The 26,198-nt window shown below is 69.9% G+C and carries 23 protein-coding genes; 12 read left to right on the forward strand and 11 right to left on the reverse strand.

Translation table 11 applies throughout. The features are described from left to right. Positions 1 to 25 precede the first annotated feature (25 nt). The 4 genes from WS49_RS19205 to WS49_RS19220 form a co-directional block, all read right to left on the reverse strand. Positions 26 to 2,257 (reverse strand): TonB-dependent siderophore receptor, encoded by a 2,232-nt coding sequence (locus WS49_RS19205; RefSeq protein WP_059531893.1) that lies wholly within the window; start codon positions 2,255 to 2,257, stop codon positions 26 to 28. 608 nt (positions 2,258 to 2,865) lie between these two features. Next, positions 2,866 to 3,069 (reverse strand): DUF2970 domain-containing protein, encoded by a 204-nt coding sequence (locus tag WS49_RS19210; protein ID WP_059531896.1) that lies wholly within the window; start codon positions 3,067 to 3,069, stop codon positions 2,866 to 2,868. 124 nt (positions 3,070 to 3,193) lie between these two features. Then, on the reverse strand, positions 3,194 to 5,284 hold the full coding sequence (locus WS49_RS19215) for a pyridoxamine 5'-phosphate oxidase family protein (RefSeq protein ID WP_059532411.1): 2,091 nt from the start codon (positions 5,282 to 5,284) through the stop codon (positions 3,194 to 3,196). A 31-nt stretch (positions 5,285 to 5,315) separates the two neighbouring features. After that, the gene (locus WS49_RS19220; RefSeq protein WP_059531899.1) at positions 5,316 to 5,960 is read right to left on the reverse strand and encodes a glutathione S-transferase family protein; all 645 of its coding nucleotides are present in this window, start codon (positions 5,958 to 5,960) and stop codon (positions 5,316 to 5,318) included. A gap of 126 nt (positions 5,961 to 6,086) precedes the next feature. Here WS49_RS19220 and WS49_RS19225 point away from each other — a divergent pair, with 126 nt between their 5' ends. After that, positions 6,087 to 7,031, forward strand: a complete 945-nt coding sequence (locus tag WS49_RS19225; protein ID WP_059531902.1) for a LysR family transcriptional regulator — start codon at positions 6,087 to 6,089, stop codon at positions 7,029 to 7,031. A 63-nt stretch (positions 7,032 to 7,094) separates the two neighbouring features. Here the strand turns inward: WS49_RS19225 and WS49_RS19230 are convergent, their stop codons facing one another. Beyond that, positions 7,095 to 7,751 carry a TetR/AcrR family transcriptional regulator gene (locus WS49_RS19230; RefSeq protein ID WP_059531905.1) on the reverse strand — a complete coding sequence of 219 codons (657 nt, stop codon included), beginning with the start codon at positions 7,749 to 7,751 and terminating at the stop codon, positions 7,095 to 7,097. Between the two features lie 88 nt (positions 7,752 to 7,839). Here WS49_RS19230 and WS49_RS19235 point away from each other — a divergent pair, with 88 nt between their 5' ends. From WS49_RS19235 to WS49_RS19245, 3 genes are read left to right on the forward strand one after another with little or no spacing between them, the layout of a single operon-like run. Next, positions 7,840 to 8,742: an SDR family NAD(P)-dependent oxidoreductase gene (locus tag WS49_RS19235; RefSeq protein WP_059531908.1), complete on the forward strand. Its 903-nt coding sequence runs from the start codon at positions 7,840 to 7,842 to the stop codon at positions 8,740 to 8,742. Continuing rightward, the gene (locus tag WS49_RS19240; protein ID WP_059531911.1) at positions 8,739 to 10,301 is read left to right on the forward strand and encodes a flavin-containing monooxygenase; all 1,563 of its coding nucleotides are present in this window, start codon (positions 8,739 to 8,741) and stop codon (positions 10,299 to 10,301) included. The genes WS49_RS19235 and WS49_RS19240 overlap by 4 nt, the downstream gene beginning before the upstream one ends. Before the next feature lie 7 nt (positions 10,302 to 10,308). Beyond that, the gene (locus WS49_RS19245) at positions 10,309 to 11,295 is read left to right on the forward strand and encodes an alpha/beta fold hydrolase (RefSeq protein ID WP_059531914.1); all 987 of its coding nucleotides are present in this window, start codon (positions 10,309 to 10,311) and stop codon (positions 11,293 to 11,295) included. A 40-nt stretch (positions 11,296 to 11,335) separates the two neighbouring features. Here the strand turns inward: WS49_RS19245 and WS49_RS19250 are convergent, their stop codons facing one another. After that, on the reverse strand, positions 11,336 to 11,734 hold the full coding sequence (locus WS49_RS19250) for a carboxymuconolactone decarboxylase family protein (protein ID WP_059531917.1): 399 nt from the start codon (positions 11,732 to 11,734) through the stop codon (positions 11,336 to 11,338). A gap of 369 nt (positions 11,735 to 12,103) precedes the next feature. Between WS49_RS19250 and WS49_RS33850 the strand changes: the two genes are divergently transcribed. From WS49_RS33850 to WS49_RS19280, 5 genes are all read left to right on the forward strand, one after another. Then, positions 12,104 to 14,158: a collagen-like triple helix repeat-containing protein gene (locus tag WS49_RS33850; RefSeq protein WP_082725545.1), complete on the forward strand. Its 2,055-nt coding sequence runs from the start codon at positions 12,104 to 12,106 to the stop codon at positions 14,156 to 14,158. A 120-nt stretch (positions 14,159 to 14,278) separates the two neighbouring features. After that, positions 14,279 to 15,562, forward strand: a complete 1,284-nt coding sequence (locus tag WS49_RS19265) for an isoprenylcysteine carboxylmethyltransferase family protein (RefSeq protein ID WP_059531926.1) — start codon at positions 14,279 to 14,281, stop codon at positions 15,560 to 15,562. A gap of 233 nt (positions 15,563 to 15,795) precedes the next feature. Continuing rightward, positions 15,796 to 15,945, forward strand: a complete 150-nt coding sequence (locus tag WS49_RS35140; RefSeq protein ID WP_156441416.1) for a hypothetical protein — start codon at positions 15,796 to 15,798, stop codon at positions 15,943 to 15,945. A 105-nt stretch (positions 15,946 to 16,050) separates the two neighbouring features. Beyond that, on the forward strand, positions 16,051 to 16,728 hold the full coding sequence (locus WS49_RS19275) for a histone acetyltransferase (protein WP_179949274.1): 678 nt from the start codon (positions 16,051 to 16,053) through the stop codon (positions 16,726 to 16,728). A 54-nt stretch (positions 16,729 to 16,782) separates the two neighbouring features. Further along, the gene (locus WS49_RS19280) at positions 16,783 to 17,355 is read left to right on the forward strand and encodes an NADPH-dependent FMN reductase (protein WP_059531935.1); all 573 of its coding nucleotides are present in this window, start codon (positions 16,783 to 16,785) and stop codon (positions 17,353 to 17,355) included. A 36-nt stretch (positions 17,356 to 17,391) separates the two neighbouring features. On the opposite strand, the gene WS49_RS19285 is transcribed toward WS49_RS19280, so the two are convergent. Genes WS49_RS19285 through WS49_RS19300 form a run of 4 tightly spaced genes read right to left on the reverse strand, consistent with a single transcriptional unit; the run spans position 17,392 to position 22,479 of the window. After that, positions 17,392 to 18,027: a DUF2894 domain-containing protein gene (locus tag WS49_RS19285; protein ID WP_059531937.1), complete on the reverse strand. Its 636-nt coding sequence runs from the start codon at positions 18,025 to 18,027 to the stop codon at positions 17,392 to 17,394. Beyond that, positions 18,024 to 18,668, reverse strand: coding sequence for an OmpA family protein (locus WS49_RS19290; RefSeq protein WP_059531940.1), 645 nt, complete (start codon positions 18,666 to 18,668; stop codon positions 18,024 to 18,026). The genes WS49_RS19285 and WS49_RS19290 overlap by 4 nt, the downstream gene beginning before the upstream one ends. Before the next feature lie 3 nt (positions 18,669 to 18,671). After that, on the reverse strand, positions 18,672 to 21,719 hold the full coding sequence (locus WS49_RS19295) for a DUF802 domain-containing protein (RefSeq protein WP_059531948.1): 3,048 nt from the start codon (positions 21,717 to 21,719) through the stop codon (positions 18,672 to 18,674). Positions 21,720 to 21,729: 10 nt separating this feature from the next. After that, positions 21,730 to 22,479 carry a DUF3348 domain-containing protein gene (locus WS49_RS19300; protein ID WP_059531950.1) on the reverse strand — a complete coding sequence of 250 codons (750 nt, stop codon included), beginning with the start codon at positions 22,477 to 22,479 and terminating at the stop codon, positions 21,730 to 21,732. Between the two features lie 454 nt (positions 22,480 to 22,933). Here WS49_RS19300 and WS49_RS19305 point away from each other — a divergent pair, with 454 nt between their 5' ends. Beyond that, positions 22,934 to 24,145: a hypothetical protein gene (locus tag WS49_RS19305; RefSeq protein ID WP_059531953.1), complete on the forward strand. Its 1,212-nt coding sequence runs from the start codon at positions 22,934 to 22,936 to the stop codon at positions 24,143 to 24,145. Positions 24,146 to 24,269: 124 nt separating this feature from the next. Here the strand turns inward: WS49_RS19305 and WS49_RS19310 are convergent, their stop codons facing one another. Next, positions 24,270 to 24,908 (reverse strand): LysE family translocator, encoded by a 639-nt coding sequence (locus WS49_RS19310; RefSeq protein WP_059532414.1) that lies wholly within the window; start codon positions 24,906 to 24,908, stop codon positions 24,270 to 24,272. Between the two features lie 152 nt (positions 24,909 to 25,060). On the opposite strand from WS49_RS19310, the gene WS49_RS19315 reads away from it, so the two are divergent. Both WS49_RS19315 and WS49_RS19320 read left to right on the forward strand, forming a co-directional pair. Further along, entirely contained in the window at positions 25,061 to 25,525 is a 465-nt protein-coding gene (locus tag WS49_RS19315; protein WP_059531956.1) for a GNAT family N-acetyltransferase, read from the forward strand. After that, entirely contained in the window at positions 25,525 to 26,100 is a 576-nt protein-coding gene (locus WS49_RS19320; RefSeq protein ID WP_059531959.1) for a hypothetical protein, read from the forward strand. The genes WS49_RS19315 and WS49_RS19320 overlap by 1 nt, the downstream gene beginning before the upstream one ends. Positions 26,101 to 26,198 lie beyond the last annotated feature (98 nt).

Here is a 26,198-nt window from a genome sequence, read left to right on the forward strand (position 1 = left end):
GCATCACGCGGCCGGATCCGGACGATCAGAAATCATAGGTCAACGATACGCGCGCGGTGCGCGGCGCGCCCGGGAACAGGTACGCGTCGCCCTGCTGCTCGCCCGCGTCGCGCCAGTAGAACTTGTTGAACAGGTTGTCCACCGACACGCGCAGCACCGTGCGATGACCCGCGATCTTCGTCGTATAGCGCGCGCCGAGATTGAACACGAACCACGACGGCACGCGCGCGGTGCCTTCCTCGTTCGCATTGCGCGCGGCGCTGTACTCGACGCCGCCGAGCACGTTCAGACCGGCGACGCCCGGCACCGCGTAGTCCGCATACAGCGATGCGCGCAGCGCCGGCACGTTGATGATCTGATGCCCCTCGTACGCCGGCGAACCCGAATCGTACGCGCGCGCGCGAATCGCCGCGACGCTGGCCGTCAGTCCGAGCCGCTCGGTCACGCGCCCGGCCGCGCCGAGTTCGATCCCCTGGTGGCGCTGCGTGCCGCGCTGCACGAACGTATAGCTCGTGCCCGACGCATCGGGATCGGCGAACTGGAACGGCTTGCTGATCGAGAACACGGCGGCCGTGAGGCTCAGCCGGTCGAGCCAGTCGTATTTCGCGCCGAGTTCGAACTGATGCGATTCGACCGGCGGCAGGAACGCATACGCGTTGGTCGCGCGCACCGGCGCCTGGTCGCCGAGCGACAGCGCCTTGCTGTACGACGCATACAGCGACAGCACGTTCACCGGCTTGTAGACGAGCGCGACCTGCGGCAGGAACACCGAGCGGTCGGTGTGCGTCGCGTCGCCGTCGAGGCTGTTCCAGCTGCGCTGGCGCAACAGCACTTCCCTGCCGCCCGCGAGCACCTGCCAGTGCTCGCCGATGCTGATGCGGTCGAGCCCGAACACGCCGTACTGCCACGCGTCGAGCTGCGGATACGACGGCCCGGCCGTGTTCGGCGACGGCGCGAACGCGACGTCGGGCCCGTAGATGTTCTCGCTGCCCACGTAGTCGTACACGGCGTTCGCCATGTGCACGACGCGGCGCTGCACGCTCACGCCGAGCGTCAGCTCGTGCCGCAGCGGGCCTGTCGCGAACTTGCCGGTCGTGACCGCGCGCAGGTCGTCGTTGCGGCGGTATTCGCCCGGGCTGCGGAAGTCGTACACGTCGTAGTCGCCGTTCGCGCCGAAGAAGAACGGCGACGTCGTGCCGGCCGCGCAGCTCGGCGCATACGAACAGCCGTACGCGAACGCGCTGTTGTCGTCGATCATCGTGCGGCTGCGGCCGGCGGCGATGTAGGCCTTCCAGTCGTCGTTGAACTGGTAGTCGAAGCGCGCGTTCAGGTTCAGCGCATCGGTCGTCACCGGCTTCGCCCACGGCTGCGTGCCGAGCGCCTTCGACGTCGTGTTGACGGACGGCACGACGGTGCCGCCGAGCAGCTGGTAGCCGGGCGCGGAGCGCTGGATCCACTGCTGGAATTCCGCGTTGAACTGCAGGCTCGCGCGCGTGCTGATGTCCCAGTCGGCGGCGATCGAGCCGAACGTGCGTCGCCCGTTGGTGCCGTCGATGTACGAATGCATGTTCTCCTTCGCGGCATTGATCCGGAAGCCGAACTGATTGTCGGGGCCGAAGCGGCGGCCGAGATCGACGGCCGCCGACGTCGAGCCGCGGCTGTCGACGCCGGTCATCACGCTCGCGACGTTCGCCGAGCGCTTCGTCACGAAGTTGATCACGCCGCCCGGCGCGACCACGCCGCTGTCGATGCCGGCCAGTCCCTTCAGGATCTCGACACGCTCCTTGTTCTCGAGCGGCACGTTCTGCTCACCGGACACCGTCAGCCCGTCGATCCGGATCGCGCTCGCGAGATCGACCGGAAAGCCGCGGATCGCGAAGCCTTCGAAATAGCCGACCGGCGCATAGTCGTTGACGACCGACGCATCGTTGCGCACCACGTCGCTCAGGCGCTTGGCCTGCTGGTCGTCGATCAGCGCCCGCGTGACGACGTTGACGGAGGCCGGCGTGTCGCGCAGCGGCGCATCGTCGAGCCCCGCGACCGACGCCTCGCGCACGCGAAACGAGCCGCCGCGCTCGCCGCTGACCGTGATCGTCGGCAGTGTCGCGGCCCGGGGCGCATCGGCATCGGATGCCGGCGCGTCGCCCTGTGCCGCGGCGGCCTGCGCCGCGAAAAGCGTGATGCCGAGACCGACGCCAAGCCCGACCTTCGCGCGCCGCCGCCGTGCGGGCGCCGCTGTTGTTCTATTCACCGTCATTGTTCTGGATGGAAAACTCGCCACTCGACCCTGTCGAAACACTCGAAACGCGTTATGCAGCCGCGAAGCGCGACCTCGCGCAAGAACCCGCGGCGGCCCAGCGGACGCCGGGCACGAACGTCGACACGACATTCATCAGACGAATCGGACGATCGGGCAGCATGCGTGCCGATCGATCGGGAAAGCGCTGGATGGGACATCGGATGACGGAGACGCGCCGGGCACCGACGCAGCCGCCGACCGGTTCGCCGGGAGCGTGTCGGGCGGCCGGCTGCATCGCGCGCGGCTTGTCATGCGGGGGGACGCTTCGAACGCCCCGTTACGGGCGCGACGTACTTGCGCGCGCCGTTCGCTGGAACGGCGGCATGCCCGTCGCGCGCGACATCGCGGCGCGGCGCGCATTTTACCCCGGGCGGGGCCGACCGCCCTGGAATCGGGCAAATCGGGGGCGAGGAAGGCGGGAACGGACACCGCGCGATTCATGCGGCACGGCGACGGCGCCGAGGTGCGCGTGACTGGCGTCGTGCGCGGGCACCTCGATGGCCGGCACGGTCACGCGGCCGGAAACCGGAGCGGGAACGTTCGCCCGCTCGCGATTCGGCGGTCGGTCAGAACCCCTGCATCGTCGCGGTCGGATCGACGACCAGGTGCACCACGCCATAGATCACCGCGCCGACCAGCACCGCGAGCACGATCGCCACGAAAGGCAGCAACGTGTAGTTGACGTTCGCGAGATCGGCGGCGTGCGCCTTGCTGTTGCGTACGCCGAAGAAACTCCACAGGACCAGCTTGATCATGCCGAGCAGTTTCATGGTTGTGCTCCTTTCATCGAATCGGTTGACGCTATCGTCGACCCGACCGGCATCCGAAAAAAGCAGCAGTTGCGCGCGCTTTTCGCGCAGCAGGCCATCTGCGGCGGCATGTCGCATGGGGCGTTCAGCGCTCGAGCACGAGCGGCGTCACGGCCCCTTCGATAGGCTGCGCGACGCACAGCAGCACGCAGCCGGGTTCGACCGGCGCATCGTGCGACTGCACGTAATCGACCGCACCGGACAGCATGCGCGTCGCGCACGTGCCGCACGACCCGGAACGGCACTCGGACGGCACCGCCACGCCCTGGCCTTCGGCAAATTCGAGCAATGTGCCGTCGGCGGGTGTCCATGCAGCTTCGCGGCCCGTGCGCCGGAATACGACGGGCACGCTCGCCACTGGGAGCGCAGCTGCCGCGCGCGTCGCACTGCGCACGACGCTCGACGGCCCGAACGCCTCGAAACGGATACGCTCATCCGGCACGTTCAGCGCGCGCAACCCGTCGTACAAGTCGCGCATGAACGCGGACGGCCCGCACACGTAGAAATCGTAGTCGTCGAACGGCAGGATGCGCTTCAGTTGCGCGATGTCGATGCGGCCCGGTCGCGCCGCGCCGTCGCGCTGCGGCCGGCTGTCGAACCAGTGCAGCGATACGCGCGGGTCCGCGTCGGCGATGCGCGTCAGTTCCGCCGCAAACGGCCGGTCGGCCGTGTCGCGCGCGCCGTGCACGAACACGATGCGACTCGACGCCTTGTCGTCGGCCAACGCGCGGCGCAGCATCGCGATCATCGGCGTGATGCCGATGCCGGCCGACACCAGCACGGCCGGGCGCGGGCTCGCGACGTCGAACGTGAAGCGGCCGCGCGGCATCTGCGCGTCGAGCGTCATGCCTGCCCGAGCATGATCGTGCAGCCACGCCGACACGCGTCCTTCGCGCTTCACGGTGATCCGGTAACGCGGTGCGCCCGGCGCATCGGACAACGTGTAGCTGCGGATCGTCGGCGCGTCGCTGCCCGGCAGCGCGACGCGCAGCGTCAGGTGCTGCCCGGCTTCGTACGTCGGCAACGCGTCGCCATCGGCTGCTTCGAAATGAAACGAGCGGATCGCGCGCGCTTCGTCGACGATCTTCGCGATGCGCAGCGGGCGCCATGCGGGAGCCGATGCGATTGCTGATGAAGGCGCGGACGTGCGTGCCGTTGCCGATGCGAGTGCGGACGGCACCGGCCCGCCCGCCGCAACCGCGCCCGCCGCCATCGCCGCGAACTGCGGCGCGCGTTCGACCGCCGACCACCTGAACGGCAACACCGCGCGCATGCGCCGCACTTCCCGCACATGAAACCGCACGACCCGCTGCGCGCCATCGAACGACGCGACGAGCGGCCCGTCCCACACGATCTCCGCCCGCGCGGCGACATACAGCAGATCGCCGCTGTCGAAATCGACGAACAGCAGCCCCGCGCGCGGATCGTGCTGCAGGTTGCCGAGCGTGTTGAAGAAGCGGTTGCCGCTGAAATCCGGCGTCGTCAGCGTGTGTGCGTCGTCGACGCGCACGAAGCCCGGCATGCCGCCGCGATGCGACACGTCCGCGCCGCGCGCGGCGCCCGCGTCGGCCGACGTGTTCGCACTCGCGACGAAGAACGTATCGGCCTGCGCGAGCAGCGCGCGATCCGCGTCGCTCAGCCGGTCCGACACGTCGGACGCAATGGACGCCCCGGCTTCACGCGCGACGAAGGTGGGTTTGCGGCCCTGGATGTACTTCGCACAGTTGCCGAAGCTCTGCTCGACCGCGATCGTCAACGCGCCGCCGTCGGTCGCGCGCACGACGCCGTTCACGCGATTGCGCCTGCGCGTATCGAACTCGATCCCGAGCCCGCCGAGCGGCGCACCCCGCTGCCACGCGCCGGCCAGCGGATCGCCGGGCAGCGCATCGCCGTCGATGCGCAGCGTGCGCGCGTCCGGCGCCGTCACGAAGCCGGGCGTCCCGACCCGCAGCGTCGCCCACGGCTGGCCGTGCGCATCGACGCCGCCGAGCACGAAGAACGGCAACTGCGCAAAGAACGTCCGGTGCTGGTCCGGCATGAAGCGGCGAATCCCGCGCCGGCCGGCCGTGCCCGCGGCCTCCGTCACGCCCGCGCGCTGCTGCACGGCAAGCTCGCCCGCGTGAAACGGCGCGACGTCGAGTTCCCAGCCCGGTACGGCGGCGGTCGGCGTGGTCATCGCGTTCTCCCGGTCAAGGCGCGGCTTCGCGTCAGGCGGCAAGCAGGCCGGCGCGGGTCGGCGGCATCGCGACGAAGCCCGGCAGCGCCTCGACGCGCGCGAGCCACGCGCGCACGTGCGGATACGGTTCGAGCGACACGCCGCCTTCCGGCGCGTGCGCGATGTACGTGTAGGCGGCGACGTCGGCGATCGTCGGCTGCGCACCCGCGGCGAACGGCTTGCCGGCGAGTTCCCGGTCGATCACGGCCAGCACCTTCGCGGCCGTGCGCTTGGCCGCGTCGTGATCGAGCGGCGCGCTGAACACGGTAACAAGCCGCGCGGCCGCCGGCCCCGATGCGATCGGCCCGGCCGCGTACGACAGCCAGCGCTGCACGGTCGCCGCGCCGGCGGCATCGTCGGGCAGCCAGTGCGCGTCGCCGTAGCGCTTCGCGAGATACACGAGGATCGCGTTCGAATCGGCGAGCACGGTGCCGTCGTCGTCGATCACCGGCACCTGGCCGAGCGGATTGAGCGCGAGGAATGCGGGTTCGCGCTGCGCGCCGGCCGCGAGATCGACGTCGACGGTGTCGAACGGCAGCCCCAGCAGCGACAGGAACAGCCGCACGCGATGCGCATGCCCGGACAGCGGGAACGAATAGACACGAACCGGACGGGCGGGCTTGCTGGCGGCTGGCATGGAGAGTCTCCTGGATCTCGCGCCGCCGGGAATCGGCGACGAACGGCCCCAGCGTAGCGCTCGCCGTTCGCGTCCAGAAGACGGATAATCGCTGAAACATTATCCTCTTTCATAGGACAATCGACGATGGCCGATCTTCGCGACGTGAACCTGAACCGGCTGGCGATCTTCGTCGCGGTGGTCGATGCCGGCTCGCTGACGGCCGCGGCCGAGCGGCTCGGCCTCGCGAAGACTGTCGTCAGCACGCACATGCAGCGGCTCGAATCCGAGGTCGGCGCGAACCTGCTGGTGCGCACCACGCGGCGGCTGAGCGTGACCGATGCGGGGCGCGCGTTCTACGACGCGTGCCGCGACATCGTGCGCGCGACCGAAAGCGCGCTCGACGCGGTGTCGTCGGACGCGGGGCCGCTGCGCGGCACGCTGCGCGTGAGCGTGCCGATCGACTACGGCGCGCTCGTCGTCGCACCGGCCGTCGTCGCGCTGCGCGACGCGCATCCGGGGCTCGACGTCGAGCTGATCGCGAACGATCGCGTCGTCGATCTCGTCGCGGACAATCTCGACGTCGCGATCCGCATCGGCCGCCTCGCGGATTCGAACTATCGCGCGGTGCAACTCGGCGAGTACGAGAAATGGCTGGTCGCGAGCCCGGCGTTCGTCGCGCGGCACGGGCTGCCGCGCGCCCCGGATGCGCTCGCCGCGCTGCCATTCGTGATGCTGTCGACGCTGTCGCGCCCGCATACGCTCGAACTTCTCGACGCGAGCGGCGGCCATGCGTCGGTGCGCTGCGTCGCGCCCGTCGTGTCGAACACGGCGACGGCCTGTCGTGCGATCGCGCTCGCGGGCGGCGGCTTCGGGCTCCTGACGGATTTCTCGATCGCGGAGGACGTCGCGGCCGGCCGGCTCGTCCGGCTGCTACCCGCATGGCGCTCGGCGCGGGCCGGGATTCACGCGGTGTATCCGTCGACGCGGCTGCCTTCGCCGAAGGTGCGTGCGTTCATCGATGCGATGAAGGCGAGGATCGGAGAAGCGCGATCAGCGACGCCGGCGCGAACGAAACGCTCGAGGGGTTGAAGCGTCGGATGGCTCCGCGACGCAACCGGATGCGAATCGCGCAGGTCCGATCGTCGCCGCATCCTAGCCCGCTTCGCGCAACGTCCCCAGCAGCACCTTCCTGCAACTCGCGACCATCTGCACCTCCGGGTCGCGATACCCGGTAAGCAGCCACGCCGCGCCGACGTTCGTCATCGCGCCGACCAGCGCGAGCCCGACGAGCCGCTGCTCGGTGCGCTCGGCAGGCGTCACGGCCTCGCGCGCCGTGCCGATCGCCATGATCAGCTTGCCGAAGTCGATCAGTATCCGCTGGTACGTCATGTCGGTATCCGCGCTTACGCCCATCACCTCGAGCAGCAGCACGCGCGCCGCGCACGGATCGCGCAGGAATCCGAAGAACGCGGCGAGCCCCGCGTCGATGCGCTCGCGCAGATCGCCGCCGCGCTCCGCCACCGCCCGCGCGACCGCGTCGTGCAGCTGCTGCGCGTGATGCAGGTAGGTGCAACGCAGCAGATCCTCGGTACTGTCGAACGCCGCATAGAAATAGCGATCGTTGAGCTTTGCTTCCTGGCAGATCGACCGCACGGTCGCCTTGCGGAAGCCGACCGTGCCGAACACGCGCGTCGCCGCGCGGATCAGCGCATCGCGCCGCTCGGCGGCCCGCACCTCGGGCGCCACGCCGCCGTACGCCCGGCCCCGTTTTTCCGTTTCGAGTGCTTTCTCCATTTCGCTATTTGACATCAGGACACCCGAAAACTAAAGTGGTGACGAATAACACCACAATAGGCGCGCCGCCGACGCAGCGCAAGCGGAACGGGAGGAACGACGAATGAAGGGTTTTTCCGGCAAGGTCGCCGCGATCACGGGCGCCGGCTCGGGCATGGGCCGCAGCCTCGCGGTCGAGCTCGCGCGGCGCGGCTGCGAGGTCGCGCTCGCCGACGTCGACGAAGTCGGGCTCGCCGGCACGGCGGCCGCGTGCGCGAAGCACGGCGTGCGCACGAGCACGCGGCGGCTCGACGTCGCCGACCGCGATGCGGTGTTCGCGTGGGCCGATTACGTGCGCGCCGAACACGGCAAGGTCAACCTGGTCTTCAACAACGCGGGCGTGTCGCTGGCCGCGAGCGCCGAGACCGCGCGCATCGCCGATCTCGAATGGATCGTGGGCATCAATTTCTGGGGTGTCGTACACGGCACGCAGGCGTTCCTGCCGCATCTGCGCGCGTCGGGCGACGGGCACGTGATCAACACGTCGAGCCTGTTCGGGCTCGTCGCGATGCCGACGCAGAGCGCGTACAACGCGACCAAATTCGCCGTGCGCGGCTTCACCGAGGCGCTGCGGATGGAGCTCGAACTCGACGGCGCGCCCGTCAGCGCGACCTGCGTGCATCCGGGCGGCGTCGCGACCAACATCGTCGACGCGAGCCGCGTCGACACCAGCATCCACGCGCTCACGGGCCAGGACGAAGCGACCCACCGCCGTCAGGCGAACCGCCTGATCAACGCGACGACGGCCGACGATGCCGCGCGGCAGATCCTCGCCGGCGTCGAGCGCAACGCGCGCCGCGTGCTGGTCGGCGCCGATGCCCGCCGCCTCGACAAGCTCGCGCGCCTGCTCGGCGCCGGCTACCAGCGGCTGGTGCTGCGCCACGTGCGCCGCGCCCGTGCGCGCAATCTCGAGCGCATCCATGCGCCGGCCGCGCTCCCGACCACCCCGACCAAGGATCCCGCATGACCTCGACGACGACCGACCGGCGCGACGTGCCGTCCGCCCGCGGCGACAACCGCGACCTCGACGTGCTGATCGTCGGCGCCGGCCTGTCCGGCATCGGCGCCGCCTATCACCTGAAGCGGCGCTGCCCGTATGCGAGCGTGGCGATCGTCGAGGCGCGCGACGCGATCGGCGGCACCTGGGACCTGTTCCGCTATCCCGGCGTCCGTTCGGATTCCGACATGTTCACGCTCGGCTACAGCTTCCGCCCGTGGCACAGCGACAAGGCGATCTCGGACGGCCAGACGATCCTCGACTACATCCGCGACACCGCGCGCGCGTACGGCATCGACCAGACGATCCGCTACGGCCAGAAAGTGGTCGCGGCAGACTGGGATTCGAACCGTGCGCGCTGGACGGTGCACATCGAGCGCACGCGGGACGGCGCGGTCGACACGCTGGTCTACACGTGCCGCTTCCTCTACATGTGCAGCGGCTATTACGACTACGACGGCGGCTACCTGCCCGACTGGGCCGGCATGGAATCGTTCGAAGGCCGAATCGTTCATCCGCAGCAATGGCCGAAGGACCTGTCGTACGCGAACCGGCGCGTCGTCGTGATCGGCAGCGGCGCGACGGCGGTCACGCTGGTGCCGTCGATGGCGGCCGACGCGAAACACGTGACGATGCTGCAGCGCTCGCCGACCTACATCTTGTCGCTTCCCGCACGCGACAAGATCGCGAATGCGTTGCGCCGCGTGCTGCCGTCGAGCCTCGCGCACCGGATCGTGCGCATGAAGAACGTACTGCTGACGATGTACCTGTACAACGTGTCGCGCCGCAAGCCCGAGCAGACGAAACGGTTCATCATCCGCGCGGCCGGCAAGCAGCTCGGCCCCGACTTCGACGTCGCGAAGCATCTGACGCCGCGCTACATGCCGTGGGACCAGCGCGTGTGTCTCGTGCCGAACGGCGACCTGTTCAAGTCGATCCGCGCGGGCCGCGCCTCGATCGTCACCGACGAGATCGAGCGCTTCACGCCGACCGGCCTGAAGCTGAAGAGCGGCCAGCAGCTCGACGCGGACGTGATCGTCACCGCGACGGGACTGAAGGTGAAGATGCTCGGCGGCGCGCGCGTCACGGTCGACGGCCGCGCGGTCGATCTGCCGCAGACCGTGTCTTACAAGGGAATGATGTACAGCGACGTGCCGAACCTCGCATCGTCGTTCGGTTACACGAACGCGTCGTGGACGCTGAAGGCCGAGCTGATCGCGCGCTACGTGTGCCGGCTGCTCAACCACATGCGCGCGAACGGCTACGACACCTGCGTGCCGCGGCTCGGCGCGGGTGATCTCGGCGACGTGCCGGCGGTGAACCTGAGCTCGGGCTACATCCAGCGCGCGGCCGGCATCCTGCCGAAGCAGGGGCACCGCAAGCCCTGGAAATTCCATCAGAACTACGTGCTCGATCTCGCGTCGCTGAAGTTCAGCGGGCTCGCCGATTCGGCGATGCAGTTCGAACGCCGCGCGAAAGCCGGCCCGGCCGCCGCGCCGGTTGCCGACCCCATACTCGAAACCCGTTGAGGCCGACATGAGCCATACGCTCCACCTGATCCAGAACGTGCTGCTCGGCGTCGTCGCGGTGCTCGCCGCGCTTGCGCTGTTTTCCGGCTACGTCGCGCGCCGCGTGACGCGCGCGTTTCCGCCCGAAGGCCGCTTCGTCGACATCGGCGGCGACCACATCCATTACGTCGAATACGGCAGCGGCCCGCCGCTCGTGTTCGTGCACGGGCTCGCCGGGCAGTGGCGAAACTTCGCGTACCTGCCGCTCACGCGGCTCGCGCAGCATCATCGCGTGATCCTCGTCGACCGGCCCGGCGCCGGCCGCTCGCTGCGCGGCGCCGGTTCGCAGGCGAACGTGTTCGCGCAGGCCCGCACGATCGCCGCGTTCATCGATGCGCTGAAGCTCGATCGGCCCGTGCTCGTCGGCCACTCGCTCGGCGGCGCGATCGCGCTCGCGGTCGGCCTCAACCATCCGGAGCGCGTGAGCCGGCTTGCGCTGATCGCGCCGCTGTCGCACGAGCAGACCGAGCCGCCGGCGCCGTTCAAGCCGCTGATGCTGCCGTCGCCACTGGTGCGCCGCTTCGTGTCGTGGACCTTCGCGATCCCGCTGACGATCCTGACCGGCCGCAAGGCCGTGAGCCAGGTGTTCGCGCCGGAAGCCGTGCCGCGCGACTTCCCGGTGAAGGGCGGCGGGCTGCTCGGGATGCGGCCGCACGTGTTCTACGCAACGGCGACGGACCTGCTGTCGGCGCCCGTCGACCTCCCCGCGATGGAGCGCCGCTACGCGGACCTCGCGTTGCCGGTCGACGTGCTGTACGGTCGCGCCGATCCGATCCTGAACTGGCGTACGCACGGCGAGGCGCTCGCGCAGAAGTCGGCGCGCGTGCGGCTGAAAGTCGTCGAAGGCGGGCACATGCTGCCGGTCACGATTCCGGACGCAACGGCGGACTGGCTGCTCGAAGTCGCCGCCGCGCCGGTCGAGACGCCAACGCAGAGCGCGCACGTCGCGCATTGATCCGCCGCGGGCCTGCCGGCCGCGACGCACCGCGTGCCGGTCAGGCCTCGTCGTCGGGCAGCGACAGCCCGAGTTCCGTCATTACCTCGCGCGCGCTGCGGAACGCCTCGACCGCCGCCGGCGCGCCCGCGTACAGCGCGCTGTGCAGCAGCACCTCGCGGATCTCGACGAGGCTCGCGCCGTTGTTGAGGGCGCCCCGCACGTGGCCCTTCAGTTCCGTGCCGCGGCCGAGCGCGGCCAGCATCGCGCAGGTACAGAGGCTGCGCGTCTTCAGGTCGATCCCGCCGCGCTGCCAAGTGCTGCCCCACGCGTGCTCGTTCAGCCAGTTCTGCAACGGACGCGAAAAACCGTCGAGGTCGCGCATCGCACGCTCGACGAACGCCTCGCCCATCACCTCGGTGCGGCGCGCCTTGCCCTGTTCCCTGTCCTGTTCGCTCATATCGTGTCCTGTCTGAAGTCGTGGCCGCTTCGGCGTTGCCCGCGGCCGGGTGGGTGCGCTTCATGTTCGCGGCACGCGGACGTTTCGTCAAAGACCGTGTCCTCGGGTCGTGGCCGGCCACGTCACACGCGGAACGTCGGGTCGAACGCTACGTAACATCCGGCCCGGCGTTACGGTTCCTTACGGGAACATCACGGCGAGGGCGCCGGCACGGCCGGCGTCTCCGTCTCGCGAAAGCGCCATTCCTCCGTTTAATTCGCGTCGATATTCCCGATTCCCGCAACAAAGCGCTGGCGCGTTTCGCGAAAGGTGTCATGGCGCGGAATTTGCAGTAATGGCCCGGACACAACTTCCAATGTCGAGGCCTCCATGCACCATTACTTAAAGAAGTCGGCGGTATCGCTGGCCGTCCTGTCGATGCTCTCACTGTACGGCTGCGGCTCGGTCGACGGACCGGTCACGCCGTCGATCAAACCGAGCTCGTCGGGGACTTCGGGGACGTCGGGGACCTCCGGCACTTCGGGCTCCTCCGGTACGTCGGGTACTTCCGGCACTTCGGGCTCCTCCGGCACTTCGGGCACTTCGGGCACCTCCGGTACGTCGGGTACCTCTGGCACGTCGGGCACTTCCGGCACGTCGGGTACTTCCGGTACCTCGGGTACTTCCGGTACCTCGGGCACTTCCGGTACCTCGGGTACCTCCGGCACCTCGGGCACCTCCGGTACGTCGGGCACTTCCGGCACCTCGGGCACCTCCGGCACCTCGGGCACTTCCGGCACCTCGGGCACCTCCGGCACGTCGGGTACCTCCGGCACCTCGGGCACCTCCGGCACGTCGGGCACTTCCGGCACCTCGGGCACCTCCGGCACGTCGGGTACCTCCGGCACCTCGGGCACCTCCGGTACCTCGGGCACTTCCGGTACATCGGGCACTTCCGGCACGTCGGGCACTTCCGGCACGTCGGGCACTTCCGGCACGTCGGGCACTTCCGGCACCTCGGGCACTTCCGGTACCTCGGGCACCTCCGGCACCTCGGGCACTTCCGGTACGTCGGGCACTTCCGGCACCTCGGGCACCTCCGGCACCAACGTCACCCCGCTCGGCAACGTCGTCCAGCAAACCGGCACGCTCGTCACGGCACTCGGCACGACGGTCGCGAACGGCGGTTCGCAGATCGGCGGCGTGCAAGTTCCGGGCACGAACCCGACGACGGCCACCAGCATCGGCAACGCGGTCACCAGCCTCGGCAACGGCGTGCAGTCGCTCGGCAACGGCGTCGCGGCCGGCCTCGGCTCGATCGGCGTGTCGCCGAACCCGCTCGGCCCGACGCTCACGTCGACCACCGGCCTGCTGACCGGCGCCGGCAGCGCGGTCAACAACCTCGGCAACGCGGTGACGAGCCTCGGCACCGGTCCGCTGTCGCCGCTCGCGCCGGCGACGACCCTGGTCGGCAGTCTGGTCAACACGGTCGGCACCGCGGTCAACTCGACCGCATCGGCGCTGAACACCGCGCTGAACAGCGCGCCGGTCCAGCAACTCGAGACGCAGCTCGGCAGCGTGATCAACCCGATCACGAACACGCTGACCGGCGGCGTCACGACGCCTGGCGCCACCCAGATGCTCGGCGGCGCGACCCTGCTCGGCGCCCCGCTCAGCGGTCTGCTGAACACGCTCGGCAGCGGCCTCGGCCTCGCCGGTACGCAGGTCGGCAACGCGACCGGCAACCCGGTCGGCACGAGCGCAGGCAGCAGCGTGTCCCAGCTCGGCAACACGGTGTCGTCGGCCGGCGGCCTGCTGTCCGGCGGCAGCTCCAGCAGCGGCACCAACCCGCTCGCGCCGATCACCGGCCTGCTCGGTACGCTGACGGGCGGGCTCGGCGGCGGCAGCAGCTCGAGTGGCTCCGGAGGCACCAGCGGCACCAGCGGGACGAGCGGCACCAGCGGCGGCCCGCTCGCGCCGATCACGGGCCTCCTCGGCACGGTGACGGGCGCGCTCGGCGGTCTCGGTTCGAGCGGTACGGGCGGCACCAGCGGCACGAGCGGTACCAGCGGCTCGGGCATCGGCGGCCTGCTTGCACCGGTCACCGGCCTCGTCAACTCGCTGACGCCGCTTGGCGCAAGCCTCACCGGCACGGTCACGACACCGGGCGGCAACTTGACCGGCAACCTCGGCGGTGCGCTGACGAGCGGCCCGGTCGGCACGCTGACGGGCTCGCTGACCTCGCCGGCCGGCGCGCTCGGTGCGCTCGGCACGGCCAGCCCGGGCGGCGCGGCCGGCACGGTGACGACGCCGTCCGGCAGCGGCACCGTCACAGCCGGCCTCACCGGCAGTTCGAACGGCACCACCACGGCTGGCGCGACCAACCTGCTGGCACCGGTGACGAACCTGCTCGGCGGTCTGCTCGGCGCCGTCCCGAAGAAGTAACGCTTCACCTATCAGAACCACAGGCCAGTGGCCGGGCACATACCAATCCAAAGCCCGGCCGATGGCCGGCGCCACCCGCCAGGCGGGGGCGCCGGCCCTCATCCCGACGAGGATCCGATCATGAACTCCACGCTCGACGGCATCGCCGCGGTCCAGGACCGCCCGCCCCGTTCCGCCACGCCATTCCGCGCGGGCCTGCTCGGCATCGCGGCCGGCCTCTTCGCGCTGTGGATCACGCGCGACCAGCCGAACCTCGACGCGGCCACGCGCGCGGTCATCGCCAGCCTCGCGATCATCGGCACGATCGCGCTGCACGAAATCTTCATCTCGCGCGTCTACCTGCGCCCGAGCGCGGGACTGTCGCGGCAGGCCGTGCGCCCGCTCGGGCTCGCTCGCGTCGCGACGCGGCTCGGCGCGCTGACGTCGATCTACGCCGGCATCGGCATGATCTACTGGCTGCTGCCCGAATATCACGGCGCGTTCTACCTGCCGTTCTGGTCGCTGCTGCGCTCGCTCGCGCCGTACGTGATCGTCGCCGCGCCGTTCTACTTCGCGTGGATGGATCGCCACCAGCGCGAAACCGACGACGCGTACCTGCTGTGGGGCCGCTACCTGTTTCGCCGCGAGAAGCCCGCGAGCTGGCAGCCCGTGCGCGAGATGCTCGCCGGCTGGGGCGTGAAGGCGTTCTTCCTGCCGCTGATGACCGTCTACCTGTCGAAGGATGCCGATCACCTGAGTGCGTCGCTTGCGAACGCGCTGCACGCGCCGATGACGCTCGCGACGTTCGTATTCCTGTACGACCTGTCGTTCACGATGGACCTGATGTTCGGCACCGTCGGCTATCTGTGCACGTTCCGCATCCTCGACAGCCACGTGCGCACCGTCGAGCCGACCACGCTCGGCTGGGTCGCCGCGCTGATGTGCTACCAGCCGTTCTGGTCGCTGATCTCGAACAACTACATCCGCTACGAAGGCTCGCTGTTCTGGGACAACTGGCTGCTGTCCGCGCCGACGCTGCGCGTGATCTGGGGTGCGGCGATCATCCTGCTGCTGATGACCTACGCGCTGTCGACGATCTCGTTCGGGCTGCGTTTCTCGAACCTCACGAACCGCGGGATCATCACGTCGGGCCCGTATCGTTTCACGAAGCATCCGGCGTACATCACGAAGAATCTGTCGTACTGGATGGTGTCGGTGCCGTTCGTCGAACCGCTCGGCTGGCAGGTCGGGCTCATGCACTGCGCGGGGCTCGTCGCGGTCAATCTGATTTACTACACGCGGGCGAAGACGGAGGAACGTCATTTGATGCGTGATCCTGACTATCGCGCGTATGCCGAGTGGATCGCGCAGCATGGGTTGTTCGCGCGAATCAGGCAGGCGTTCGGGGTGCGGCAGGCGGTGTGAGGCGGCGACGGGCAGCCGGGCAGTATGTGATTTCGAGACAACCGCCGGCAAACGGCATCGACACGCGCGCCCCTTGCGACCAATTGTCGCGAAACACCCCGATTCGCCGCGTTTCGTCGCTTTTCTCCCGCAGTCCGATTGCCCGCCCCGTGCTCGTCGCGTATGGTGCTGACCGTCCGCGCGCCTGCCGCCCGGACCTCCGACCGTCGTCCCGCACGACGGCCGCGCGGGCCGTGCCCGCCATCACCGTCTCCGCGGCGCCGCCTTCGGCGCCGCGCGTTCATGAGGAGAGAGGCGTGATCCACAAAGTCCTGATCCTGTTCGCACTCTGCATCGCGGGCCTCGCCGCGATCGCCGCCGGTTTCCAGCACATCCCCAGCTGATTCGCGGCCCCGGCTCGCTCGCCGAGCCCGGGGGCCGCTGCCATTTCCTTTCCCCGTTTGCGATGAACCCCTTTCTCGATGCGCCCGGGACGGGCGCCTTTTGCCATGCGTATCGACGTACAGCATTCCCAGCACGACATCGACGATGAACTCGACACGCTCTACGCGCGTCTGCACCAGCCGGGCCATCGCCTGCACGGCCTGCCGGCCGTCGCGCTCGGCGACTCGGGCCTGATCGTCCGCCACCGCGAGGCCGACGGCGAATACTTCCTTTACGTCGAGGATCCGTCGGCCCGGCAGCTCGCCGGCTACACGATCTTCAACCGGCTTCCCGAACTGCCGCGCCGCGCGGACCGCTACCTGCGCGCGCCGCACACGCGGCTGCGCGGGTCCGCGCAACGCAAGGGGCTCGCGACGACGCTGTATCGATGGGGCCTCGACGCGGGCCTGTGCCTGATCAGCGGCGCACGTCAGTCGATCGGCGCGGCGCAGCTCTGGACCGCGCTCGCGCACGACTACCGGCACGGCTTCGTCGACGTCGAAGGCCGCGCGCTGCGCTATCTCGGCGAGGCCGTCGCGGACGACGTGTACGGTGCGCTGCATACGCGCCGGCTGTTGCTCGGCAACGGATGGACACTCGGCGACCTGGCGCGCGTAACCGGGATGATCGATACGCGCGCCGTGGGACGTCAGGACGCGAATTTTCCGCGGGAAGGACGCGACTGGCATCGCCTGCACCGCGTCGCGAACGCGCGCCACGTCGCTCACGCACCGATGCGATAATCCGTCGGATTCGCGCGGCGTCGCCGCGCAAGCCACCCTTCCCGACGCTCCCCGATGGCTACCGAACTCCGAACCGATTCCGAACGCCGCATCGACATCGTCGCGCTGTGCGGCAGCCTTCGCGCGCAGTCGTACAACGCGGCGCTGCTGGACGCCGCCGCACGCGTCGCGCCGCGCGGGATGCGCATCACGCGTTTCGATCGTCTCGGCGAGTTTCCGCTGTTCAATCCCGATACCGAATATCCGTCGCCGGCCGCGGTGCGCGACCTGATCGAGCGGCTGAACGCGGCGGACGGCGTGCTGATCGCCAGCCCGGAATACGCGCACGGCGTGACGGGCGTGATGAAGAATGCGCTGGACTGGGTCGTGGGATGCGAGGCCGTGGTGTACAAGCCGGTCGCGGTATTGAACGCGTCGCCGCGCGCGACGCATGCGGACGCGGCGCTGCGCGAAACGCTGTCGGTGATGTCCGCGTGCATCGTCGAGCGCGCGTCGATCACGTTGCCGATCCTCGGCAGCCGGCTCGACGCGGCGGGCATCGCCGCGCATCCGACGTTCGCGTCGGCGCTGACCGACGCGCTGCACGCGCTGCGCGCGGCGATCGACGCACAGGCGCCGGGTCGCTAGACGACAACCCGCGCGGCGGCCGGCCGAGGTCGTGCGTTATCGCGCCTTGGCGCGCGTGGTCTTCCTCGCGGGTTTCGTCGGCTTCGCGACCTTCGCGCGCGGCGCTTCCTTCTCGGGCTGAGCGCCGCCGCCGGCGAGATCCTCGAGCCACGCCAGCGCATCGATGTACGACATGAATTGCTGCAGGTATTCCGGCGACAATTCGCGCATCGTCGCGAGCGACCGATGCACGAGACTGTTCGAATTGAGCGGCCCCGCGTTGCGCGGCACCTGGTCGAGCGACTGGCGATACTGCTGTTCGGTGCGGACCTTCGACCACGTCGTGCGGAAGTAGTCGATCAGTTCGGGATCGATCCCGCTTCGATCGGCCTGTGCATCGCGCGCGAGCTGCTCGACGAGCCCGCCGAGCAGGCCGCGCGCGGGCGCCCGGGCGGCGGCTTGCGCCGTCTCGCTCGCGGCTGCCGTCTCACCGGCTCGCGAGACGATCTCCGCAAACCCTTCCAGCAGCGTCGCGAGCCGCGCATCGAGCAACGCGCGCGCGTCGCCGTCGAGCGCGGCCGCGCGCTTTTCGAGCGCGTCGAGCCGATGGAAGCGCACCGGATCCAGCCGGTCGGCGCCCTGCTCGCGCCACGCGTCGAGCGTCGCGCGCAGGTGCGTCGCGTCGTCCGTCACTTCGCCTTCCCTCCGCTCGATGCGGTCTTGCGCGGCACCGGCGCGATCTCCACGCGGCGGTTCTTCGCGCGGCCTTCATCGTCCGCATTCGAGCTGACCGGCTGCTCGGAGCCGAACGCGGCCGCGAACACCGACGGCGCCGGCACGCCGGCGTCGATCAGCGCACGCGTGACCGTCAGCGCGCGCTTGGCCGACAGTTCCCAGTTGTCCGCGAACTGGCGGTTGCCGGCGCGCACCTGCTGGTCGTCGGCGAAGCCGCTGATCATCAGGATCTCGTCGCGCGTCTTCAGGTACGCGGCCAGCGGCGCGGCGAGCGTCTTCAGCAGATCGCGGCCCTCGGGCTGCAGCTGGTCGGAGTTCAGCGCGAACAGCACGTTGCCGCTGATGCCGATGCGTCCGTTTACGAGCGTCACGCGGCCGGCCGCGAGCGGCCCGGCGAGCGCTTCTTCGAGCGACTTGCGCTGCTGCGCTTCCTGCTGGCGCGCGCGCACGGCTTCCTCGAGCTTCGACGTGAGCTGCAGCTGCATGCCGATCACGCCGACGAGGATCAGCACGAATGCACCGAGCAGCACCGACATCAGGTCGGCGAACGCGGGCCACACCGGCGCGGAAGGCGCGCCGTCGTCGATTTCGTCGTGCATGCGTTACGCTCCGACCGATGCCCGCCGACCGGCGATCTGCTGCAGGTCCTCGACGATCTGCTTCTGCGACATCATGCTCAGATCGATCACCTCGCGCGCCTGCGCGACGTAGTACTCGAGCTGCTCGTCGCTGCGCGCGAGCGATTTCTCGAGCGCCGCCTCGATACGCTGCAGGTGGTTCAGCAGCTTGTCGTTCGATTCGCCGAACACCTGCACGGCCGCACCGAATGCATCGCCGAGGCTCGCGACCTCGACCGCCCCCGCCGTGACCTGCGCGGCCACCGAATCGAGCTTGCGCGTTTCGGCATCGACGGTGTCGTTGAAGCGCGCGCCGACGCGGTCGAGCAGGTCGGCCGACGTGCTGACGAGCGCGTCGATCGCGGTGCGCTGCTCGGTCGACGCGTGGTTGACCGCGCCGAGCAGCGTCTCGAGCGTCGCGAGGAGGCGGCTGCGCTCCTCGAGCATCGCGGTGTCGCGCACCATGCTGTCGGACAGACGCTGGCGCAGTTCGGCGACGACGTCGGCCGCGGCCTTCGGCGCTTCGGATGCGGCTTGCACGAGGCGCGAGATTTCGTTGATCGTGTCGCTCGCGTGCACCTGCGCCTGGGCCGTGATGTCGTTCGCGGTGCGGGTCAGCGTGTCGCAGATGTCCTGCTGGCGCGTCGCGGCCTGTGCGCTCGTCCGCGCCCATTCGTCGCGCAGCGCGGCGGCCATGGCAGCGAGCGAGTCGTTCCATGCGGACAGGCGTGCTTCGTCGCGTGCGGCCAGTTGCGTTTGCAGGCTCGCGTGCGATTCGCGAATCGTCGCAAGCAGGTCGTTCGAACGTTGTTCGAACGTGGACGCCTGTGCCGTGAGATCGCGCGTCGTTTGCGCGAGTGCGTCGCAGATTTCCTGCTGACGGCCCGCGCTGTGCACGCCCGCGCGCTGCCATTCGTCGCCGAGCTTCGCGGCCATCGCGGCCAGCGAATCGTTCCATGCCGCCAGACGTTCTTCGTCACGCGCGGCCAGTTGCGTTTGCAGGCCCGTGTGCGATTCGCGAATCGTCGCAAGCAGATCGGTCGAGCGTTGTTCGAACGTGGACGCTTGTGCGGTCAGATCGCGTGTCGTTTGCGCGAGCGCGTCGCAGATTTCCTGCTGACGGCCCGCGCTGTGCACGCCCGCTCGCTGCCATTCGTCGCCGAGCTTCGCGGCCATCGCGGTCAGCGACGCATTCCACGCCGCCAGACGTTCTTCGTCACGCGCGGCCAGTTGCGTTTGCAGGCCCGTGTGCGATTCGCGAATCGTCGCAAGCAGATCGGTCGAGCGTTGTTCAAACGTGGACGCTTGCGCGGTCAAATCGCGCGTCGTCTGCGCCAGCGCATCGCAGATTTCCTGCTGACGGCCCGCGCTGTGCACACCCGCGCGCTGCCATTCGTCGCCGAGCTTCGCAGCCATCGCGGCCAGCGAATCGTTCCACGCCGCCAGACGTTCTTCGTCACGCGCGGCCAGTTGCGCTTGCAGGCCCGTGTGCGATTCGCGAATCGTCGACAGCAGATCGTTCGAGCGTTGTTCGAACGTGGACGCTTGCGCGGTCAGATCGCGCGTCGTCTGCGCCAGCGCATCGCAGATTTCCTGCTGACGGCCCGCGCTATGCGCGCCCGCGCGCTGCCATTCGTCGCCGAGCTTCGCGGCCATCGCGGTCAGCGACGCATTCCACGCCGTCAGGCGTTCCTCGTCGCGCGCGGCCAATTGCGTTTGCAGCGCCGCATGCGACTCGCGCATCGCGGCAAGCGCCGCGCCCGAATGCCGCTCGAACGTCGCGGCGGCTTCGCCGAGCGCCTGCGCATGCTGGCCGGCCAGCGTCTCGCCGACCTGCTCCTGGCGCGCGAGCGCATCGCGCCACGCATCGGACAGCCGGCTTTCGGTCGATTCGAGGCGCGTCGCGACGCCGTCGAGCAGGTCCGTCGAACGCTGCGCGAAGGTGTCGGTGAACTGGCCGAGCGTCGTTTGCAGCTGCTGCGCGACGGCATCGCCCGCGCGGCGCTGCTCGTCGAGCGCGCGATTCCAGACGGCCGTCACGTTCCCGGTGGTCTTCTCGAAACCGTCGGTCAGCCCGTCGAGCTGACGCTGCACGGCGCCCGTCACGGTGTCGCGCAGCGCGGCCATCTCCTGCGCGAGCCCCGCCATCGTCGCCGCGACGACCGGCTGCAACGCGGCACCGGCCACGCGCGCGCTCTCGGCGGCGCTTTCCTTCAGCGCGTCGCCGACGTTCGATGCCAGGCCCGCATACGCGCGCTCGGTCCGATCGAAGAACGCCTGCTGGCTTTCGATCTGGCGATCGTGCAGCGCGACGCTGCGCGCCTCGAGCGTCGTCATCATCGTCTGGAGCCGGTCGACCAGCGCCGGCATCACGTCGGCCTGGCGCTGCAGCAGCCGGAACGATTCGTCGCGCTGGTGCGCGGACGAATGCACGCGCAGCGTCGTCGCGATCTTCGCGTCGAGCTGCTGGCCCGCGTCGAGCCGTTCGCGGCGCACGAGCGCGGACAGAAGGCCGAGCATCGCGGACGTCGCGACACCCGCGATCGACGTGCCGAACGCGAAACCGAGACCCTTCACCGGCGCGATCAGCGACGCGCGGATCGCGTCGAGGTCGGTCGCGCTTTCGAGCGCGGCGCCCGTGCCCTTCAGCGTCACGACCATCCCGAGCAGCGTGCCGAGCATGCCGAGCAGCACGAGCAGGCCGACCAGATACGGCGTGAGCGACGGCCCCGGCAGCGCGACGCGCGCGCCTTCGACACGCGCCCGCACGGCCCCGCGCAGGCCCGGCGGCAGCGTATCGAGCCACGTGTCGAGCTTCGCCGGCGGTTCGGTCAGGCCGGCCACCGCGCGCGACAGCGCGGCGGTGGCCTGCCGGTAGCGCCGCAGTTCCCACGCACCGGCGACGTAGCACGCGCCGATCAGCAGCGTGACGGCCGTCGCGAGCGGGTTCGACGCGATATAGCCGACGCCGATCCAGCACACTGCGAGCAGACCGGCGATGAAGACAACGAGATCAAGACGAATTCTGGACATAGCGTAGGGATTAGCAGGTACGAAGGGCCGCGAGCAGCCCGTCTACCGTTTGAAACCGGACTTCGAGTTCGGCGAGCAGGATGCTTTGCATCTCGTTGCGGAACGTGTCGAGCCACGTGCCGGGCACGATCGCCGCGACGGACGGTGCGTCGCCGTCGGCATCGGCGTCGGCCGCCGCTTGCGCGTCGGCGAGCGCCTGCCGTTCCGCGTCGCGCAGCCGCTCGAAGCGCGTGCCGAGCAGCGCGGGCACGGCGGACAGCAGGCTGCGCTCGCGCGCGCCGAGCACGCGCTCCATGATCGCGTCGAGCGTCGCGAGCCGCGCCATCCCGGACGAGCGCGCGGCGACCGCGACCCGCAGGCGGCCGCGCAACTGGCCGATCGCGGTCTCCATTTCCTGCTGGAGCGACAGACAGCTCTGGCGGAAATCGGCGAAGTCGGCCGTGTCGGCGGGCGGCGGCGGCAACTCGCCGGGGCGCCGCCGCGTGCGCGGGCGGTGGGCGGCCGTGATCGCCTGCGCGAGGTCGTGACGCACGCGCGCGCAGTCACGCTCCGCGTCGTAACCACGCACGCCGGCCGCGACGCCGGGCGGGCTCGCATTCAGCGCGGACGACAGCGTGATCGCGTCGGTCCAGCCGAGCCACTGGCTCAGGCGGTCCGACAGCGTCTGCCGGGATTCCGCGACGTCGGCATCGGTCAGGCGCGCGAGCAGCCGGACGAGCGTCGGGCCGCTCAGTGCCGGGCGCGAGGTTGCTTGCACCATGCTGCAAACCGTCAAAAAAGGCAGCAGTTTACACGTCGTCGGGAGGTCGACCGCCAGAATCGGGGAAGCGGCCCGCCCCGGCATGCCGCGCAACCGGCCCGAACGCCCGCAGCACAAGGCTCGCGGGCCGATCGCCGGGGATTCCCGGTGCGCCGGCGCGGCGCCGGCCACGCATCCGGACGGTCTCCGAAGCCGCCCCGGCGGGTGCCGATTCACGCCGGACCATAATGTTCGCGCGCATGCGTTTCCGTCACTGACGTGCGGTACCATCGCGACACCCGCCGCGCGATTCGCGCCCGATGCGGGCCCGCGTCGATTTGCAGCCGGCGCGCGGGCCGCCGGACGCACATGGATATCCGGCCGATATCCGCGGGACGCAGGCGGCGCCCCGGGAGACGGGCGCCGCCGCCCATGACAACGACTGATAACAGACGGGCCTGCCCGACCGCTCACGATGCTTTCCGACTTCGTCGCGCGCCTGCGCGAGCGCTTCAGCAAACCGCCAACCCGGCAGGATTTCGCCGCCCGCCTGATCGCCGCGCTGCGCGCGACCGGCGACACGCGCGAGTGGCTTCACGAGGACGACAAGGGCCGTCTCGTGCAAGCGGATGTCCCGTCGAACATCATCAACCTGCACAACCTGTTCCGCGACTACGCGGACGCGAAGCCGGCCGAGCGCGAAGCGACGCTGCAGCGCCAGGCGAGCGCGATGATGCAGCACGAGATTCCGGCGAACTTCGCGGACGTCCGCGCGCGGCTGCGCCCCGTGATCCGCAGCGCGACCGAGCGCGGCACGGTCGCGCTGCAGCTCGCCGGGCAGCCGGCCGCGTCGGAAGTCGCGTTCCGGACGCTGTGCGAGAACCTCGAGATCGGCATCGCGTACGACGGCGAATTCAGCGTCGCGCGGCTGACGAGCGCGCGGCTCGCCGAATGGGGCGTCAGCTTCGACGATGCATGCGACATCGCGATCGACAACCTGCGCGGTGCGTCGTCGACGCCGTGGGCCGCGTTGCGCGACGGCGTGTTCCTGTCGCAGTTCGGCGACTACTACGACGCGGCGCGGCTATTGCTGACCGACCTGCTGCACCGCCAGCCGATCTCCGGCGCGCCGGTGGTGATGGCGCCGAACCGGGCCGTGCTGCTGCTCACCGGCGACCGCAACGCGGCCGGGCTCGCGACGATGGTCGAACTCGCGGAACAGGCGCGCGCGCAGCCGCGTCCGCTGCCGCCGCTGATGCTGCGCTGGGACGGCGCCGCGTGGCGGAATTTCGTCCCGGCAGGGCTGGAAGCGAAGCTGCACGCGTTGCGCGTGGACGAGCTCGCGGGCGACTACCAGGATCAGCGGACGCTACTGGACGACCTCCACAAGCGGGACGGCATCGACGTCTTCGTGGCGTCGTACACCGTGTACCGGCGGCAGAACGGCGAGCTGTTCAGCGTCGGCGTGTGGAGCGACGGCGTGCCGACGCTGCTGCCCGAGACGGACATCGTCGTGCTCTATCGGGAAGCGACGCGGCAGTCGGCCCACGTGCCGATGGCCGCGCTGCGGGACGCCTGCGGCGACCTGATGACGGCCACCGCGCACCGGCCGGTGCGGTATGAAGTGACGGCGTTTCCGGATGACGCGCGGTTCGCGGCCCTGCTCGAACGGTTTCCGGCGGCGTGACGCGCGCGTGCGCGGGCAAGGGGGCGGTGACTCGGGGCCGTGGCTCCACCGGTCACGCCATGTGCCGGAATGACCGGCCGTGGCGGCATGCCGGTCGGGAATGCAACGGCGAGACTGCCTGCCGTCAGATCCCCGCCTTCGGCGCGTTCAGGATCAGCCGCAGGCCGAGCAGCGTGATCGCGCCGGCCGCGACGCGGTCGACCCACTTCTTCGCGCGCAGGTAGAGTTCGCGCGGCCGGCGGGTCGAGAAGCACAGCGCGACGAGCGTGTACCAGCCGAATTCGACGCCGAACACGAGCGGCGGCAGCGCCAGGTAGCACCAGAGCGGCGGATGCTGCGGCAACAGCGCAGCGAAGATGCTGCCGTACCAGATCGCCGTCTTCGGGTTGCTGAGCTGGGTCGTGAGGCCGGTCCAGAACGACTTGCGCGCGCTGCCGGCGACGACGGCCTGCGAATCGTCCATCGCGATCGGCCGGTCGGCGCCGCGCCAGATCTTCGACGCCATGTAGATCAGGTATGCGCCGCCCGCGAGCTTGAGGCCCACGTACAGCCATTCGACCGCCTGCAGCAGCGTGTAGAGCCCGGCCAGCGCGACGCCGCCGAACGCGATCCCGCCAACGCCCATGCCGAGCGCGGTCGCGAGCCCGTCGCGGCGCGACAGCCCGATCGAATTGCGGGCGACCAGCACGAAACTCGGGCCCGGAATCATCGCGCCAAGCCACAGCGCGGCCAGAATGGCGAGTACGGCAGCCGATGCAGTCATCGAAGTCTCCTTGATCAGCGACGCCGAAGCGCCGGCGCCGGCGTGTCGAATCCCGACGGTGAAGTCGACGATTCTGGCACGCTTCGCGGGCCGCCGGAAGCACCCGCGCGCTGCTATGCTGGGTGCCGTTTCCGCCATCGCGCCACGCCCCCATGATCGAGATCCGCGCCGCCCGCTATCCCGACGATGCCGCCGTCGTCGAAGCGATTTTCCGCGAGTACATCGCGAGCCCCACGGTCAGCCTCGCGTTCCAGGACTATGAGCCCGAGCTCGCCGCGCTGCCGGGAAAATACGCGGCGCCGCGCGGGCAATTGCTGCTCGCGTGGCGCGGCGAGCGCGCGGTCGGCTGCGCGGCGTTTCGCGAAATCGACGCGACGACGTGCGAGATGAAGCGCGTATACGTGCGCCCCGAAGCGCGCGGGCTGAACGTCGGCCGCCAGCTCGTCGAACGGCTGCTGCGCGACGCGAAGGCGGCCGGTTATGCGCGGATGTGTCTCGACGTGCTGCCCGAATTCGTCGCCGCAAGGCAACTGTATGATTCGCTCGGCTTCACGCCCGCGCCGCCCGTGGCGTTCAATCCGGTGCCCGGCACCGCGTTTCTCGGGCGGGATCTGTGATGGGCACGACCGCGCGTCGCGCCCTCCTCGCGCTGCTCGCCGCGCTGTCGTCCGGCGCATGGGCCGACGGCCTGCCGCAATCCATCGCGACGCAACTGCCGTCCGGCTACCAGCCGCTCGTCGCGCAAGCGGGGCCGGACCTCGGCGACGGACGGCGCAGCTTTCTCGTCGTCGTGCATCGCGCGGCCGATTCGCGCGGGCAGCCGTCGCCCCGCCCGCTGCTGATCTTCGAGGAGCGGCCCGATCGCGCGTACCGGCTCGCCGCGCGCAACGACCACGTGGTCCTGCGCGCGAACGAAGGCGCCCAGTGCGATCCGTTCGATCCCGAAGACGCCGCCGACAGCGGCCTCTCGGTGAAAGGCCGCTATTTCACCGTGCAGAACTTCGTCGCGTGCGGCCAGCACTGGAGCGACTACGTGACGTTCCGCTACGACCCGCGCACGCACGGCTGGCTGTTCGCCAGCGAGATCTACACCGAGTCGTTTCCGCTCGACGACAAGCCCGACGAAGTCACCGTCACGCGCGCCGATGCGCACCGGCCGGTGACGTTCGGCCAATGGCGGCGCAAGGACTGAAAAACCGTCGGCGGACCATGTTCCGCCGCTTGCATCGGCGCAACTCGCCTCCCCCCGCCAACCGGTCTACCATAGGCGCTCGTCGCCGTTCGGACGCG

Source organism: Burkholderia sp. RF7-non_BP4, from assembly GCF_001521935.1.
GTDB lineage: Bacteria > Pseudomonadota > Gammaproteobacteria > Burkholderiales > Burkholderiaceae > Burkholderia > Burkholderia diffusa.